Origin of the sequence: Agrobacterium bohemicum (assembly GCF_002896715.1) — a bacterium.
Taxonomy (GTDB): domain Bacteria; phylum Pseudomonadota; class Alphaproteobacteria; order Rhizobiales; family Rhizobiaceae; genus Agrobacterium; species Agrobacterium bohemicum.
The window spans coordinates 202,551-219,365 of the sequence record NZ_PGEL01000027.1; the positions used below are offsets into that span (position 1 = coordinate 202,551).

The 16,815-nt window shown below is 54.6% G+C and carries 14 protein-coding genes; 3 read left to right on the forward strand and 11 right to left on the reverse strand.

Annotated features, from left to right (window positions below; translation table 11 throughout):
- Positions 1–12: 12 nt before the first annotated feature.
- The 5 genes from CUC55_RS16425 to cysG all read right to left on the reverse strand — a co-directional run bounded on the left by CUC55_RS16425 (position 13) and on the right by cysG (position 4,936).
- A complete protein-coding gene (locus tag CUC55_RS16425; RefSeq protein ID WP_103088542.1) occupies positions 13–825 on the reverse strand; it encodes a ferredoxin--NADP reductase in 813 nt (270 codons plus the stop codon).
- Between the two features lie 146 nt (positions 826–971).
- Positions 972–1,478 (reverse strand): DUF934 domain-containing protein, encoded by a 507-nt coding sequence (locus CUC55_RS16430; protein ID WP_067643041.1) that lies wholly within the window; start codon positions 1,476–1,478, stop codon positions 972–974.
- An 11-nt stretch (positions 1,479–1,489) separates the two neighbouring features.
- On the reverse strand, positions 1,490–3,160 hold the full coding sequence (locus tag CUC55_RS16435) for a nitrite/sulfite reductase (RefSeq protein WP_103088543.1): 1,671 nt from the start codon (positions 3,158–3,160) through the stop codon (positions 1,490–1,492).
- Between the two features lie 8 nt (positions 3,161–3,168).
- Positions 3,169–3,483: a DUF2849 domain-containing protein gene (locus CUC55_RS16440; protein WP_067643048.1), complete on the reverse strand. Its 315-nt coding sequence runs from the start codon at positions 3,481–3,483 to the stop codon at positions 3,169–3,171.
- The gene (cysG, locus tag CUC55_RS16445; RefSeq protein ID WP_103088768.1) at positions 3,476–4,936 is read right to left on the reverse strand and encodes a siroheme synthase CysG; all 1,461 of its coding nucleotides are present in this window, start codon (positions 4,934–4,936) and stop codon (positions 3,476–3,478) included. Before cysG ends, CUC55_RS16440 begins: the two co-directional genes overlap by 8 nt.
- A 233-nt stretch (positions 4,937–5,169) precedes the next feature.
- Here cysG and CUC55_RS16450 point away from each other — a divergent pair, with 233 nt between their 5' ends.
- Both CUC55_RS16450 and mazG read left to right on the forward strand, forming a co-directional pair.
- A complete protein-coding gene (locus tag CUC55_RS16450; protein WP_067643054.1) occupies positions 5,170–5,757 on the forward strand; it encodes a tRNA-specific adenosine deaminase in 588 nt (195 codons plus the stop codon).
- Between the two features lie 23 nt (positions 5,758–5,780).
- Entirely contained in the window at positions 5,781–6,617 is an 837-nt protein-coding gene (mazG, locus tag CUC55_RS16455) for a nucleoside triphosphate pyrophosphohydrolase (RefSeq protein WP_067643057.1), read from the forward strand.
- A gap of 16 nt (positions 6,618–6,633) precedes the next feature.
- On the opposite strand, the gene CUC55_RS16460 is transcribed toward mazG, so the two are convergent.
- The 6 genes from CUC55_RS16460 to CUC55_RS16485 form a co-directional block, all read right to left on the reverse strand.
- Positions 6,634–7,821, reverse strand: coding sequence for a GGDEF domain-containing protein (locus CUC55_RS16460; RefSeq protein WP_103088544.1), 1,188 nt, complete (start codon positions 7,819–7,821; stop codon positions 6,634–6,636).
- Between the two features lie 194 nt (positions 7,822–8,015).
- Complete coding sequence (gene hflX / locus CUC55_RS16465; RefSeq protein ID WP_067643063.1) at positions 8,016–9,344, reverse strand: GTPase HflX; 1,329 nt, start codon at positions 9,342–9,344, stop codon at positions 8,016–8,018.
- A gap of 203 nt (positions 9,345–9,547) precedes the next feature.
- Positions 9,548–9,790 (reverse strand): RNA chaperone Hfq, encoded by a 243-nt coding sequence (hfq, locus tag CUC55_RS16470; protein WP_103088769.1) that lies wholly within the window; start codon positions 9,788–9,790, stop codon positions 9,548–9,550.
- Between the two features lie 189 nt (positions 9,791–9,979).
- On the reverse strand, positions 9,980–11,356 hold the full coding sequence (gene trkA, locus CUC55_RS16475; RefSeq protein WP_067643066.1) for a Trk system potassium transporter TrkA: 1,377 nt from the start codon (positions 11,354–11,356) through the stop codon (positions 9,980–9,982).
- A gap of 39 nt (positions 11,357–11,395) precedes the next feature.
- Positions 11,396–12,760: a nitrogen assimilation response regulator NtrX gene (ntrX, locus tag CUC55_RS16480; RefSeq protein ID WP_103088545.1), complete on the reverse strand. Its 1,365-nt coding sequence runs from the start codon at positions 12,758–12,760 to the stop codon at positions 11,396–11,398.
- On the reverse strand, positions 12,750–15,020 hold the full coding sequence (locus tag CUC55_RS16485; RefSeq protein WP_103088546.1) for a sensor histidine kinase NtrY-like: 2,271 nt from the start codon (positions 15,018–15,020) through the stop codon (positions 12,750–12,752). Before CUC55_RS16485 ends, ntrX begins: the two co-directional genes overlap by 11 nt.
- A 453-nt stretch (positions 15,021–15,473) precedes the next feature.
- Between CUC55_RS16485 and CUC55_RS16490 the strand changes: the two genes are divergently transcribed.
- The gene (locus CUC55_RS16490; protein ID WP_103088547.1) at positions 15,474–16,787 is read left to right on the forward strand and encodes an MFS transporter; all 1,314 of its coding nucleotides are present in this window, start codon (positions 15,474–15,476) and stop codon (positions 16,785–16,787) included.
- The last annotated feature ends 28 nt before the right edge of the window (positions 16,788–16,815 follow it).

The window sequence follows — 16,815 nt, forward strand, 5'->3', positions numbered from 1 at the left end:
TGCGCGCGGCGCTTAACCGACGAAGGCGCGCTCGATAACAAACTCAGCGGGCTTGTTGTTTGCACCTTCCGTCAATCCAGCGTTTTCCAGCAGAAGTTTGGTGTCCTTCAGCATCGCGGTAGAGCCGCAGATCATGCCGCGATCCACTGCCGGGTCTAGGGCTGGGACGCCGAGGTCTGCAAACATCTTGCTATTCTCGATCAGATCGGTGATGCGACCCGTGAAGGCGTAATCTTCACGGGTGACAGTGGCATAATGCTTGAGCTTGTCACCGACTATTTCGCTCAGGAACTCGTTGTTCTTGATTTCCTCGACCAGATCAAAGCCGTATTTCAGCTCTGCAACGTCGCGGCAGGTATGCGTGAGGATGACTTCCTCGAACTTCTCGTAGGTTTCAGGATCACGGATGAGGCTCGCAAAAGGCGCAATACCGGTTCCGGTGGAGAACATGTAGAGACGCTTCCCAGGGGTCAGTGCATCCAGAACTAGCGTGCCTGTCGGCTTCTTGCGCATCAGGACCGTGTCACCAGGCTTGATCTGCTGGAGATGCGATGTCAGAGGACCATCAGGTACCTTGATCGAGAAAAACTCAAGTTCTTCATCCCAGGCAGGGCTGGCAATGGAATAGGCGCGATAGATCGGCNTTTCACCGACCATCAGGCCGATCATTGCGAACTCGCCTGAACGGAAGCGGAAGCCCGCAGGGCGCGTCATCCGAAAGCGGNAAAGATGGTCGGTGTAATGTTCGACGGACAGCACCGTTTCGGCGTAGACACCATCAGGGANTTTCACCGCAAATTCTTCCGTCTTGGCTGGAGCGTTCATTCTCTCTATCCGTCCATCTTCATAGGGGTGTGCAACATTCCAGATGGGCAATATACCATCTGACCCGCCTTTTGAAGGCACAGGAATGTCATTGTAGCTATGCGTGTAGAAATATGTATTAAAAACTCATATTTCTACATAACACCTCAATTCGAGGCGCGACGACGCCAGCTATAAGCCGGTCCATTGTCCGCCGCCTTTGCCGTTGGCTGATAATAGTGATCGATGCCCGGCAGACGCCCTTCAGACAGCCGCCGGATCGCCGTTTCGTTGCTCACTGCAAAGCTGTTAAAACCGGTACGCAGCATCAACGGCACCTGGTCGATCAGCACATCACCAACCGCCCTGACCTCGCCTTCATAATTCAGGCGAGAGCGCAAAAGCGATGCATGGCTGAAACCACGACCATCGCTGAACGCCGGAAAGCTGACGGCGACAAGTTCGATGCGATCGATGAAAGGCCGAAGCTTTTCGACATTATCTGCGGGAGTAATGAGGACCCCGAGGCCGACATCATTGCTTTCCTCGGCGCGCGCGATAAAAGCATCAAGGGTTAGAACGGCCTGCTGGCCATCCTGCGCCTTAAGCTCTTCCGTCTCTATGACCCAAGGGTCGTTTTCAACGAAACCGCGCTCGTTCCAGATTTTTGTCATCACACGGTTCCTTATGCAGCGGCAGCAGCGGCGGGGTAGAGCGTATCCTTGAACGGCTGCGGTCCGACACGACGATATGCTTCGAGGAAAGTCTCCTCCTTTGACAGCCGCAAACCAAGGTAGGTATTGACGATGGTTTCCACCGCGTCTGTCACCTTATCCGGCTCAAAGCCGCGGCCGATGATTTCACCGATTGATGAGNTTTCATCACCCGATCCGCCAAGTGTGATCTGGTAGAGTTCCGCGCCCTTCTTTTCTACACCCAGAAGGCCGATATGGCCGACATGGTGGTGGCCGCAGGCATTGATGCAGCCGGAAATCTTGATCTTCAGCTCACCGATTTCCGCCTGACGCTCCGGCGAGCCAAAGCGGCTGGAGATTTCCTGAGACAGCGGAATAGAACGCGCATTGGCAAGCGCGCAGTAATCCAGCCCGGGACAGGCAATAATATCCGTAATCAGACCAGCATTGGCCGTGGCAAGACCAGCGCCCAGCAATGCACGATAGACCGGTTCCAGATCGGCCAGTGCCACGTGCGGAAGAATGATATTTTGCTCGTGGCTGATGCGGATTTCGTCCAGCGCATACTCTTCGGCAATATCTGCGACGATATCCATCTGCTCATCGGAGGCGTCACCCGGAATGCCGCCAATAGGCTTCAGCGACACCGTCACCATGCCGTAGTCCGGATTCTGATGTGGCTGCACGTTCTGGTCCACCCAGCGCGCGAAATCCGGGTCGGCCTTCTTCCAGCGTGCCAGACTTTCCCAACCTTCGGGACGCGCCTTCAAATCGGGCAAAGCGAAGTATGAGGTAATCGCTTCGATGTCGGCATCCGGCAATTTCAGCTCGCCGTTTTTCAGCTGCGCGAATTCCGCTTCCACCTGACGCGCCAACTCTTCGGCACCAGTCTCGTGGACGAGGATTTTGATACGCGCCTTGTACTTGTTGTCGCGACGGCCATGCAAATTATAAACGCGCATGATCGCGGTCGTGTAGGACAGCAAATCTTCTTCGGACAGGAAATCATTGATCTTCTTGGCGATCATCGGTGTTCTGCCCTGCCCGCCGCCAACGTACACTGCAAAGCCAATCTCGCCTTTTTCGTTCTTTTTCAGATGCAGACCGATGTCGTGGACCTGAATGGCGGCTCGATCTTTGGCAGCACCCGTGACGGCGATCTTGAACTTTCTCGGCAGGAACGAGAATTCCGGGTGAACGGAAGACCATTGACGCAGGATTTCCGCGTAAGGGCGCGGATCGGCGACTTCATCTTCGGCAGCACCAGCAAAGTGATCTGCGGTGACGTTGCGAATACAGTTGCCCGAAGTCTGCAAGGCATGCATTTCAACGCTGGCCAATTCCGCCAGAATGTCTGGCGTATCGGCGAGGCGTGGCCAGTTGTATTGAATATTCTGGCGCGTGGTGAAGTGACCATAACCGCGGTCGTATTTGCGCGCAATATGCGCCAGCATCCGCATCTGCCTGGCATTCAAGGTGCCATAGGGAATGGCAACGCGCAGCATATAAGCGTGCAGTTGCAGATAAACCCCATTCATCAAACGCAATGGCTTGAAAGCATCTTCGGCCAACTCACCGGAAAGGCGTCGTTCCACCTGATCGCGGAACTGATCCACGCGGCCTTGAACGAAAGCATGGTCGAACTCATCATAGCGGTACATGATATTCCTCAGACTGCAATAAAGTCGGGATCGGCAGGCTTGAAGCCGGCGGCATACTGAATGGTTGGCCCTGCGGCACGAATGCGTTCGCGAAGGCGCGTGGGCCATAAACGACCGTCCGTCTCCGCGACATCAACAATGTTCACATCAACGACCTTGTTGGCGGAGAAATCCCGCTTGCCGATTTCTTCCAGCGAGGCTTCCGCCTCAGCATGACGCGCCACGAGTGCCGACTGGAGGTCTTCGGACCACTCACCATTCGCATCAAGCCACACGGCGATGCCATCACCCAGACGGTTGGCTGTCAGAACCTTGTCAACCATTTGCATACTCCTGCTTTAAATCCGAATGTTCGCCAGCAAGGGATAGAGCTTCGGATCTCTCGAAATTCGCACCGGCAACCGCGTCACCGATGATGACCATGACAGGGCCGGTCAGTTCGTCGCGATGTTCCAGATCCGGTAAATCTTTCAATGTGCCATGCATGAGGCGGCGATAGGACCGGCTGGCATTTTCGATAACGGCGACTGTCGTGTCCGCATTGAGGCCAGCATTCATGAGGCGTGTAGCAACCGAAGCGGCAACAGACCGGCCCATGTAAACTGCGATGGTTGCTCCCGACACTGCGAGCCGAGCCCAGTCAGGCAAAATGTCACCGGCTAGATCATGGCCGGTGGTAAAGATGAGCGAAGATGCGACCCCGCGCAAAGTCAGGGGTAGTTCGAAATCCGCTGCCGCTGCGAAGGCAGATGTAATACCCGGCACGATTTCGTAGCCGATGCCAGCCTCGCGCAAAGCCGCCATTTCTTCTGCGGCACGTCCATAAACAAGCGGATCCCCAGACTTGAGGCGAACGACCCTTTTGCCCTCTTCCCCCAGTTGCACCAGCAGCTTGTTGATGTCTCCCTGAGACTTGGAATGACAGCCTTTACGCTTGCCGACAGACAGACGTTCGGCATCCCGGCGGCCCATATCAACGATTTCCTGCGGCACCAGCGCATCGTAAACGATGACGTCAGCCTGCATCAACACGCGCTGCGCACGCAAAGTCAGCAAGTCCTCAGCACCGGGACCTGCGCCAACCAGCCAGACGTAGCCTTCGCGGCTTTCAGGTGACTGAAGAAGTTTCGATGCGGCTGCATGAGCAGCATCGATATCATTAAGCGCGACTGAGTCCGCCACGCTGCCCGTGAAAAACCGACGCCAGAAATTACGGCGAAGCGCGCCCTTGGGAATGGAGTTTTCAGCCGCGTCGCGATATTCGACCGCAAGCCTAGCCAGACGGCCGAGCGACGGCGCCAGCATTTGATCGATGCGTGCGCGTATCATCTGCCCTAAAACCGGTCCCGCACCTTCCGTGCAGATGGCAACAGCGAGCGGTGCGCGCGCGACCAGACCAGGCGTGTAGAAATCGCAGTAACCGGGCTGATCCACCGCGTTGGCAGGAATAGATTTGGCGCGTGCTGCGTCCACGATGTCCCGGTCCAATGCCTCTTCGCCGGTGGCTGCGAAAACCAGAACCATTCCGTCGATCAGCTCCGGTGCAAACGCAAGCGGACGGTGGACGACGTTTCCCTGCTGAAGCAAGGCCGCATAGTCATCCTGGGGAGCATCAGCGAATGCGCAAATCTCGGCACTCGTATTAAGAAGAAGCCGCACCTTGGCAAACGCTTCGTCACCATTTCCAAACACCGCCACAGAACGTCCCTCAACCCTGNAAAAGGCAGGAAATGTCGTCAGCCGATGATCGGCTTTTTCTGTGGGGTCTTTAAGCATGGTCATAATATGTCCGATCCGGTGCCCGTATTGAAGGTACAGAAATTCAGTTGCTATATTGCAGTAGATTTTTATTTCCCGACAAGGGTAGATTTGGAGGAAAAGCACCCGACAGGGCGAAATCGCCACACTGTTGTAATCCCAACGATATTCTACAAATTTGCTATACTTTTATGGCGATTCCCGCCGTATTCACGACTTGACCGCTGGCCCCTCTACGACAGGAAATTACCTTGACTGAACAGACAATAGCATCTCGACTGCTGGACGTCATCGAGAACGATATTCTTCCTCTGACCGTGCGCGGAGTTTCACTCGGCAATAAGGTATTTGGCGCAGCTATTTTACGCAAATCCGACCTATCGCTTGTTATTGCTGAAACCAACAACGAGCTTGAGAACCCGCTATGGCATGGTGAGATTCACACATTGAAGCGGTTCCATGAACTGGGCGAGAAACCCGACACGAAAGAGCTGATCTTTCTATCGACGCATGAGCCCTGCACCATGTGTATGTCGGCAATAACATGGGCGGGTTTTGACAATTTCTATTCCTTTTTCAGCCACGAAGATTCGCGTGATGCCTTCGCCATTCCGCATGATCTGAAAATTCTGAAAGAGGTATTCGGGTTAGAGCCGGGTGGTTACAGGCGTAGTAACGCGTTCTGGAACTCCTATTTTATTTCCGATCTGGTGGAAAACGAGGATCAGCCCCTTAAAGCACAGCTTAAAGACCAGACGGCGCGCATCAAAGCAGCCTATGATGATCTGTCGACCAATTATCAGTCGTCCAAGAGCGAAAACAACATTCCGCTGAACTGAAACACGTCAGAAAGCAAGATGACATGGAAGCCTCGAAAGATATTTCTCGCCTCATAGAGATCATGGAAGCGCTCCGCCAACCGGAGACAGGCTGCCCGTGGGACATCGTCCAGACGTTTGAGACGATCAAGCCTTATACGATTGAGGAAGCCTATGAGGTTGCGGATGCCATCGAGCGTAACGACATGGACGATCTCTGCGACGAGCTTGGTGATCTGTTATTGCAGGTGGTGTTCCATTCCCGCATCGCAGAGGAAATGGGCGAGTTTTCATTTGGCGACGTCGTCAATGCCGTAACGACCAAGATGATCCGCCGCCACCCGCATGTTTTTGCCAAGTCGGAAGCCGATACGCCCGCATCGGTAAAGCTGCAGTGGGACGCGATAAAAACCCAGGAAAAACGTGAGCGGGCAGAGCGCCGCGCTCTAAGAGGAACAGGCGGGGATTCGAAAGCCGGTTTTCTAGGCGCTATCCAGCGCGCTCAACCCGCGCTGACAGAAGCATTGAAACTTCAGGAACAGGCCGCGCGCGTTGGTTTCGACTGGTCAGCGCCAGAACCCATTCTCGACAAGATCGAAGAAGAAATAGCCGAGCTACGCGAAGCTCTGGCCGAGGGGAAAGCTGAGAAAGTGTCAGACGAATTGGGAGACCTTATCTTCGCGCTCGTCAACATAGGTCGACATGTGAAAGCCGACCCGGAAAATGCACTAAGAGGGACCAACACGAAGTTTCGCCGCCGTTTCCAACATATCGAGACATCACTGGCGGAAAATGGTGAGACTTTGGAGTCTGCGACGTTGGACCGGATGGAGCAGCTTTGGCAATCGGCCAAGGCCATCGAACGCCAGATCGCAGAATAACCGGTTGACTGGCCAATCAACCAGCGTGTCGTACGGTATCTGACAATGCCGGANTTTTTTCGAAATCTTCGGCATTGTAAACTGTCAGTCGATCACGACCCGCAGCCTTCGAGGCGTAGAGCGCCGTATCGGCCATTTTCATGAGAGCATGCGGCGTGCAGGTTTTATCTGCGCAAATCGCAAGCCCCATACTCAGTGTAGCAACGACGTTCTGATCGTCGATCGAATGNTTTATCGAGCTGACGACTTGGCGAATGCTTTCGGCCAGAGCTGCAGCTTCCCCCTCACCTGCCGCCGGCATGAAGAGGATGAACTCTTCACCGCCAAAGCGCGCAAAACTATCATTGGGTCGAACGCGCACGGATAGCTCTCGCGCTACGCGCGCGAGCACTTCATCACCAGCAAAGTGACCAAAACCGTCATTTATACGTTTGAAGTGGTCGATATCGATCATGACGATCGCATCGCCCTGGCGCATGTGTTCGGGCAGCCGCGTCGAAAACGAGCGCCGGTTGAGAACTCCGGTCAGAACATCGAGATCCGCGAGCCGTTTCAACCCCTCTTCCGCGCGCTCCTTCACCAATGCGAGAACGAAGACGGCAATTGCGAAGTGACAGACGATTGATACGAAAAACGCATTTCTCGATGAAACGAGTGCAACATCTGGAAATAGAATGCCGATGACGACAAGTGCACTCAGCAAAGCAGCAAACGCCATTGTGGCCGCGAGAGCTTTTCTAACCGGAAGCGGTTCGATAACTCGGTCTGAAAAAACGGTGACTGCCGCGGCNAAAAGCAAGAGAACAGTCGTGGATTGCGATGCGGTGGTTCGCGCGCCCGTGGACTGGTAATAGCCAGTCACCAGCAGGCCGACACAAACAATCACCGGAAGGCACAGAATGAGCCATTCTCTGCGTCTACGCTGCTGTGTGCTTATCCGACACATCCCGATCCAGAAAATCGAATATCCCACAAGGCCAGCGAAGTTACCCGCCAACGCCAAACAATGTTCGAAATCCGTAAAAATCTTACCGACTGCCACAAGCGTAGACGCCATCGCGACGAGGAAGAAACCAATCGCCAGAAAGCCGAGCCCAACACTTTCACGCGACTGAGACCGGACATACAGGAAACACAGAGCTGCTACGNAAAATGATAGCTTGTGAAGCAACAGAACAGTGGGAAGATCTAAAGGTTGAAACATTATGGCAAGCTCATATGAATTGAGCGACAATATCACACAGAGCTGATTACTAAAGCCTCACGAAATTCAGGCTATTGGTTGCACAGGGCATATACCAGATAGGCGAAATGTGAATTAAGTTAAGTAGAAATGAACTCCTCAGCGGGTCGCTCTGCCAGCTCTCTCCAAGAAAGAAAGCACAGGGAATGTTCTGCTCACTCGTTCCAGTCTTCCGTTTCGGCCTTTTGCACCTTGCCTAATCGCCTTTCAATTTCAAGCGCCTGCGTCCCGGAAAGACGCACGTCCAGCGAGACCGAGCCGTCTTCGTTATCTGTGCGAGAATCCACGATTGCATTGTTGTAGACCCAGGATAGAAACTGTAACTGCTCTACGTTCAGGTCTATGGTCGTTTCCATCAGTACGCCGGAAAGGCGTTGCGATATGTCGTCCATGAGAGCGTCGACGCCCTCGCCGGTGATGGCGGAAACCGCGCGAACATTGGTCCGTCCTTCAGCATTCTGCAATATCGCATCGTGCTGTTCAGGCTTAAGCCTGTCGACCTTGTTCCAGACTTCGATCAGCCGCTCGTCTGCGACCTTCTCATCAATTCCGAGATCCTTGAGAATACGCATGACATCGGAAGATTGCGCGCCGTTATCGGGATCAGACATATCCCTGACGTGAAGAATAAGGTCGGCTTCAAGAACCTCTTCCAGCGTCGCGCGGAAGGCGGCGACCAGATGTGTCGGCAGGTCAGAAATGAAACCGACTGTGTCCGAAAGGATGACAGTGCGGCCATGTGGCAGCTTCATACGACGAAGCGTAGGGTCCAACGTCGCAAAAAGCATATCTTCTGCCAGTACGCCAGCACCGGTTATGCGATTGAAAAGCGTCGATTTCCCGGCATTGGTATACCCCACCAGAGCGACGATGGGGTGCGGTACCTTGCGGCGTTTTGCGCGGTGAAGCTGGCGGGTTCTGACGACCTGCTCCAGCTCACGTTCGAGTTTTACGATACGATCCTGCAACAAACGACGGTCGGCTTCGATCTGTGTTTCACCGGGGCCGCCCATGAAGCCCGCGCCACCACGCTGGCGTTCAAGGTGTGTCCAGCTTCTGACCAGTCGGCCCTTTTGGTAATTCAGGTGAGCGAGATCGACCTGAAGCGTACCTTCCTTGGTCGAAGCGCGCCGTCCGAAAATTTCAAGGATAAGGCCGGTTCGGTCGATGACCTTCGCGTTCCACTCCTTTTCAAGATTGCGCTGCTGAACCGGCGTCAACGGATGATCGATGATGACCAGACCGGAGTCGGTTTCTTCCAGTAGATGTTTGATTTCCTCGATCTTGCCGCTGCCAAAAAGCGTGGCCGGGCGTGGCTGACTGATTGGAACGATGAGACCTTGGGAAATATGCAGATCGATGGCGAGGGCAAGNCCCTTTGCCTCTTCCAACTTCGCGTCCATGGAACGGAGTGGCGTCGTGGCCGTGGATTCTTTCGGGGGACGCCCCTGTTTCAAAACCGGAATGATAACCACTGCGCGCATGTCATCCCGGCGCTTTTCCTGTTCCGGGATTATGGATTCGTTCGATGTGTCGCGTGTAGAAATGTGCCTGCACCTTTCGAGTGTCAGTTGAAAACGCCAGACATTCTCATGGCGTATGGAATGCAAAACAACGGTCCGTTACCACGGTTCCGTTGTTTGCAATATCATAGCGGGAATGATGGCTAAAAGACAGCCGTACTGTCTTAAGCAGCGCCCTCTTCCGATTCGAACATCTGCATAGGCTGGCCCGGCATGATGGTCGAGATCGCGTGCTTGTATACGAGCTGAGAGTGACCATCGCGGCGAAGAAGAACGCAGAAGTTGTCGAAGGATGTGACAACGCCAGTCAACTTGACGCCGTTGATAAGGAAAATAGTCAGCGAAATCTTCTGCTTGCGAACAGTGTTCAGGNAAAGATCTTGCAGGTTTTGAGAACGTTCCGCCATGGCGCCGATTCTTTCTTTTTTGCCCGGATGGGAGACCGGGAAATAAACAATCAATAATAGGATCGGTTGAACGTAGTCCCCCTGTCAGCCGATCAGCAACTCTGGTATCAAATCACGATCTGTTCCGCAATGTCGAAAAACTTACCCGGATTTACTCAGGCGAGCNTTTTTTATTTCATACCCAATGTTTTAGAAATATTGAATAGATACGCGAAATAGCTGCTCTACGTCTCGTACTGCATCCGCCGAAGCAAACAGGATAACGCGGTCTTTCGCCTTGATTTTCGTGGCTCCATCCGGGCGAATTACGGTCTTGTCACGGTAGATCGCTCCGATGCGAACCCCATCTGGCAAGTCCACCTCACGCAATGCCTGGCCCACCAGCGGCGATGTGTCGAGGGCCTCTGCCTCGATGATTTCGCCGTTCCCTCTTTGCACCGCATAGACCGAGCGTATCCGTCCTTTTCTAACGTGCTGCAACACGCGAGAAATGGTAACGGCGCGTGGGTTGATATAGGCATCGAGACCAAGCGACTTGGCGACATCGTGAAAAGACGGACCGTTCAGCAGAGCAAGGTTCGACCTGCAACCAAGCTGTTTGGCCATGACTGCGCCAAGGATGTTCGTCTGGTCGTTATTGGTCAGGGTGACGATCAGATCGGCATCCTGAATATCCGCTTGATGCAGGATTTTCTGGTCCAGCACCGAACCACATAAAACGATTGTGGAATTGAGTTTTTCGGACGCAGCAATGGCTCGCTCCCTGTCGGACTCGATGATCTTGACCCGCGTCTTGGGCTGGAACTCTTCGATGGAACGCGCAACATATTGTCCAATATTGCCGCCGCCTGCGATCACGATACGGCTTGCTTCCTGCTCCTCATGGCCGAACAAGCCAAGTGTTCTGCGGGCGTGGTGCTTCTGGCAAATAACGTATGCAAGGTCACCCGTGCGCAGTTGCTCAGAGGAGTCGACCGCTTTCAAATGACCGCCGCGATAGACACCGACGACGGTGGCGACCAGATCCGGAAAGAGATGGCTGAGCTGCTGCAACGGCGTATTCACGACCGGGCAATTATCCATGCATTCGATGGCAAGCATGAAGACGTTGTCATCGGCAAAGCGCACCACATCGGTTGCCCCTGGAAACGCGATGCGGCGTAGGACCATCTTGCCCACTTCGATTTCCGGTGAAATCGTGACATCGATGGACATGTTTTCGCGACTGAAAAGGTCGCCATATTCTGGCTGAAGATAGCTCTGGTCGCGTATTCGAGCCACTTTGGTGGGAACGCTGAACAGCGCATGCGCCACCTCGCAGGCTACGATATTGATTTCGTCGTACAAAGTCACGGCGATGATCATATCCGCCTGATCGGCACCCGCCTTGGCCAGCATGTCCGGATGCGCGCCGTGCCCAACATAGCCGCGAACATCGAGCGTTTCAGTAATCGCCGCGATCAGCGCTGCCGAGGTATCGATAACGGAGACCTCGTTATCCTCACGCGACAATTGCTCCGCAATGCCGTAACCCACCTGGCCTGCGCCGCAAATGATGACTTTCATGCGCTCTCTCTAAGGTATCCGAACAGCAACTTCGGATCGTTATACGCCGAGCGACTTCAATTTGCGATGCAGGGCCGAGCGTTCCATACCGACAAATTCAGCGGTGCGGGAAATATTCCCACCAAAACGGTTGATTTGTGCCACCAGATAATCACGTTCGAACATTTCACGCGCCTCGCGTAATGGCAGCGTCATGATGTGCTGGTCACCCTGCGCCGCGATTCTGGGCAGCATATCGCCAATATCAGCAGGCAGCATGTCTGCCGAAATCGGTGTTTCGCCGCTTTCAGGACGCGCGAGAATCATCAGGCGTTCGATGTTGTTACGAAGCTGGCGGATATTGCCAGGCCAGTCATGTGTCTGAAGCACCGCCATAGCATCGTCACCGATCTTGCGCGGGCGAATGCCAGCCTGTTCGGAAATCTGACGCATGAACATATCCACGAGAAACGGAATATCCTCACGGCGTTCCGACAAAGCAGGCACCTTGACTGGAACAACGGCAAGGCGGTGGTACAGATCCTCACGGAACAACCCGTCGGCAATCAGCCCTTCCAGGTTATGCGCGGTGGAGGAAATGATGCGGACATCTACCTTCACACGCTTTCCGCCGCCCACACGCTCAAACTGCTGGTCCACGAGCACGCGCAGGATTTTGTTCTGCGTTTCGCGTGGCATCTCACCGACTTCATCGAGGTAGAGAACGCCACGGTGCGCTTCTTCCAAAGCGCCGACCTTGCGTGGTTGCCCCGGTAGGCCCTCGGTGCCGAAAAGTGCAATTTCCATGCGGTCCGGCGTAATTGTCGCTGCATTGAGGGCCACGAAAGGACCCGTCGCACGCGACGACTTCTTGTGGATCATACGTGCCACCAGTTCCTTGCCGGAACCGGAAGGACCGAGAATCATGATGCGGCTGTTGGTGGGGGAAACGCGGTCGATCGTCTGGCGAAGCTGCGAAACAGCAAGAGAAGCACCAATCAGTTCAACCGCATCCCCTGCCCGCNTTTTTAGCTCGAAAACCTCTCGCTTCAACTTGGAATTTTCCAATGCCCGCTCGGCAATCAGAATAAGACGGTCAGCCTTGAATGGCTTCTCAATGAAGTCAAATGCACCGCGTTTGATGGCGTTGACGGCCGTTTCGATGTTGCCATGACCGGAGATCATCACAACGGGAAGATCGGGATGCCGGCTCTTGATCTCATCCAGCAGCGCCAGGCCATCCAGCTTGCTGCCCTGCATCCAGATATCGAGAAATATCAGCCGAGGCACACGCTCGGAGATAGCCGCCAGCGCACTGTCGCTATCGAACGCCATGCGCGTTTCGTGGCCTTCATCGGACAGAATGCCCGCAACAATCTCTCGGATATCGGCTTCGTCGTCTACGACCAGAATATCAGACGCCATATGCAACTTCCTTGTCAATTTCGCTGGCCGCAACGTCGACATGCGGCAACAGCACTCTGATCATGGCGCCGTGGCCCTGATCGAAATCGGCGGGCGCATCATGCAACTCAAGATGACCACCGTGCTCTTCAATAANTTTCTTGACGATGGCGAGGCCAAGGCCGGTACCCNTTTCACGCATCGTCATATATGGCTCCAGAATCCGATGGCGGTTTTCCACCGGCAGGCCGCGCCCGTTGTCGATGACATCGGCGATGAAGCGGTTGTGTTCCGCATCAAACGATGCCCTGACCAAAATCCTTCCGCTGCGCGGGNTTTCACTCGCTTCAACGGATTCGATGGCCTCGGTCGCATTCTTGATAAGGTTTCCGAATGCCTGCCCCAACATCCGGGCATCGAACATACCTTCCAGAGGTTCATTGCCAAATTCGGTCGTGAACTTGATGTGCGCAGCACCCATTTCACGCAGAAACGCCGCGTCTTTCAGAATAGTTCGCAAATCCGACATCTCTTTGGTCGGCTTCGGCATCCGCGCGAAAGCGGAAAACTCATCTACCATNCGACCAATATCGCCGACCTGCCTGACAATCGTATCCGTGCATTGATCAAATACGGTGCGGTCAGCCTCATCGGTAATCTGCTTGCCGAACCGGCGCTTGATGCGCTCCGCGGAAAGCTGGATTGGCGTGAGTGGGTTTTTGATTTCATGCGCGATGCGCCGTGCAACTTCCGACCACGCTGTCGAACGCTGAGCGATAACCAGATCAGTAATATCATCGAGCGTGATGACATAGGATTCATGGCCATCGCGTGCATCTTCGCGCGTGACCTGAACGTTCAACGTGCGTTCCTTGCCACGCCTGATGATGTTGATCTGATTGCGAAAATCCATACGCGCCGAAGCGGTCGCCTCGGCAACGACCTGCTCGATCTCAGGTGCAACCTCGATCAGAGGCGACCCGAGCAATCTGTCTGAAGTGACGGCCAAAAACTCTTCTGCCGAAGGATTGGCGATGGTGATGTTGCGGTGCTCGTCGACGCCGATGACGGCAGCAGTCACACCAGACAGAACGGCCTCGATAAAGCGACGGCGGTTATCGATGTCATCCTTGGCATCGATGATTTCTTCCTGCTGGCTGCGGATTTCAGAAATCATCTTGTTGAAGGTTCGCGCAAGACGGCCAACGTCGCCGTCCACGGCACGGACAGGCACGAGTACATGCATGTTGCCCATCGCAACACTGTCTGCCGCACTGATGAGCAACCGGATTGGCCTCACGATACGGTCAGCAATCGCGATAGCCGTCCAGATGGCCGCGAGCAGAACAATCAGCGCNAAACCCAGGTATAGGATAGCGAATGCGATCTGCAACGGCGCGCGGCCGGCCTCCATCGCCTTGTATTCTGCGCGGTTCTCTTCCATCTGCCGCATCGCCGACATGACCTTGGGGTCGACAGCGCGCACAGTATAGAGAAAAGTCCCGCCTATTCCCTCAAGCTTGATGATGGCACCAACGAGATTGGTCACGCCCGGCGGGATAAGGGTCGGTTGACCAGCCGCAGCTTTTTCTAACGCATCGTGTGGGATGGCGGGCAATGGCCGTTCCGTCTTGATGTCGGCTTGCACCACCGCATCGCCGTCTTCCTGCACCAGAAACGCGCCTAGGAAACCGCGCCCTTTTGCCTGACGGGTGATCAATTCAACGAAACCGGTGCGATCCAAATAAAACAGCGCTCTGTTACGGTCGAGATCCGTCGCCATGGAAAGCGTTTGTCCCTGCAGATAACCTGCATTTTCCAGCATATAGGCCTGAGCAATGTTGCTAGACGAATCGACGATGGACTGCGTGCGAAGCGCAAACCAGCGGTCCAGTCCGACATTCAGCGTGATACTGGCAAAGATAGCGACAAGAACGGCGGGCGTTATGGCAACGATGGNAAACAGTGCAACGATGCGGACGTGAAGGCGGGCGGCGGCACGGCCCCGGCGTCTCGCTTTCATCAACCGGCCGATTTCACGACCGATCAAATACATCAATCCAAGCACGAGCAATGAGTTGAGGACTACGGAGGCAATCACAACATTTGTCGTTGGTGCAATCGGCGTCAGTCCCAACAGCACGAAAAGCGTCAGTGTTGCGCAGACGAGTGCGACACCTGCAAGCACAAGTCCCGGAAAAGCAAAGGACATGCGGCGGTCGGCGATCACTATATCGCCCGACGCCCGGTCAGACACCCTATCGGCGACAGGTTTGCGCATCGATCATATTTTCCTATGCCGCGATTTGAGGCGTCACAATCTTGNAAAAAGAGCTCGTTCGCATCAAAGCGAATCCAGCCTTCTCGTGTTTTTTAAGCAACACATTGTGGCGAAAATGCAACGACACATCAGAGGTTGTCAACCTCGTTTGTACCCTGTCCTGCAACAAGATTTACGGCACCGGTTACCAGCAGCGTGCCTTACACGCCTGTTACCGGACAGCATATCCGGCTGAATATCGATGCATTCCAGTCTTTGGCGAAAACGATGATGATCTCCATTACGAATCATCACAATAATGCTATCGGCAATCACAGGCCTGTGTGAGGGATGTAAACCGCTGCCATGCGGCCCCCGCCACGTATCATGAGTAAACCATCGTTCCGCGTGCAGACAGCAAGATGTAACCGCAGCCAGTGGCTGTTGTTGGCAACGATTTGAGAGAGTGTGGCCATGAAATCAAAAATGACGGTCGAAGACGGCATCAGAGCGGCAGGCGTCGGTGCTTTTCAGCGGCGTTTGTTCATCATATTTGGGCTGGTTTGGGCAGCCGATGCCATGCAGGTTCTGGCAATCGGCTTTAGTGCGCCATCCATAGCCGTCAGCTTTGGTGTTAGCGTTCCACAGGCGCTACAGACCGGCACAATGTTTTTCTTCGGAATGTTGATCGGCGCCTTTGTTTTCGGACGTTTGGCAGACAGGATCGGTCGACGGCCCGTCCTGTTCATGGCCATCATTCTTGATGCAATTTTCGGCGTTGCTTCCGCATTCGCACCCGATTTGCAATGGCTGCTGGTGGCGCGTTTTCTGACCGGTCTTGGAGTTGGCGGAACACTCCCCGTCGATTATGCCATGATGGCCGAGTTTCTGCCGTCCGATCGGCGTGGCCGCTGGTTGGTCATGCTTGAAGGCTGTTGGGCGATAGGCACTGTCGCGCTTGCCCNTTTGGCGCTTGTTGCTGGCACACACGGCGGTGAAGCATGGAGAACGATCTTCTTCGTAACCGGCATTCCAGCACTTATCGGCATTGTGCTGCGGTTCTATGTTCCCGAATCTCCTTTCTATCTTAACCAGCAGGGCCGCTCCGATGAGGCGCGAAGGGTTCTGCAACGGGTGGCAAAGGATAACGGCCACAACACCGAAATTCTGCCGCTTGCGCCGCAGGTACCACAGCGCAAAGCATTCAGCGCGTTATTTTCGGTTACTCTCCGCCGCCGCACGANTTTCCTTATGCTGGCATGGATGCTGATTTCTGTGTCCTACTATGGCGTGTTCGTCTATCTGCCGATCAAGCTGGCGGCCGATGGTTTCGGCTTCGTGCGCGGTCAGGTTTTCCTTGTTATTCTGGCTATTGCGCAGTTGCCCGGTTATGCGCTGGCGGCCTACGGCGTCGAGAAATGGGGGAGAAAGCCCACATTGATCGGGTTTCTATTGCTGAGCGCCATTGGGACTCTCGGCTACGGGCTTGGGCAATCGGTCGAAATCACGGTGGCCGCGACGTTGCTATTAAGCTTCTCACTGCTTGGCACATGGGGCGCGATCTACGCATTCACACCGGAACTCTATCCCACGACATTGCGTGCCAGCGGCATGGGAATGGCGGGGGCGGTTGCGCGATTCGGGGGATTGCTGGCCCCGTCTATCGTCGCTCCACTCATGGCAGCCAACTTCGGGCTGGCTTTGGGCGTCGTTTCCGGTCTGCTGGTCGTTGCCGCTGTCAGTGTCTCGCTTATCGATGCGGAATCGNAAAATCAGGCTTTGGAATAAGGACTTAGCTCTTGTTCCACCGATAATG

Excerpts from the sequence above, each read along its gene's own strand:
- CUC55_RS16430 (WP_067643041.1), bottom strand. The coding sequence starts at position 1,478 with ATGACAAAAATCTGGAACGAGCGCGGTTTCGTTGAAAACGACCCTTGG.
- CUC55_RS16440 (WP_067643048.1), bottom strand. The coding sequence starts at position 3,483 with ATGGTTGACAAGGTTCTGACAGCCAACCGTCTGGGTGATGGCATCGCC.
- mazG (WP_067643057.1), top strand. The coding sequence starts at position 5,781 with ATGGAAGCCTCGAAAGATATTTCTCGCCTCATAGAGATCATGGAAGCG.
- trkA (WP_067643066.1), bottom strand. The coding sequence starts at position 11,356 with ATGAAAGTCATCATTTGCGGCGCAGGCCAGGTGGGTTACGGCATTGCG.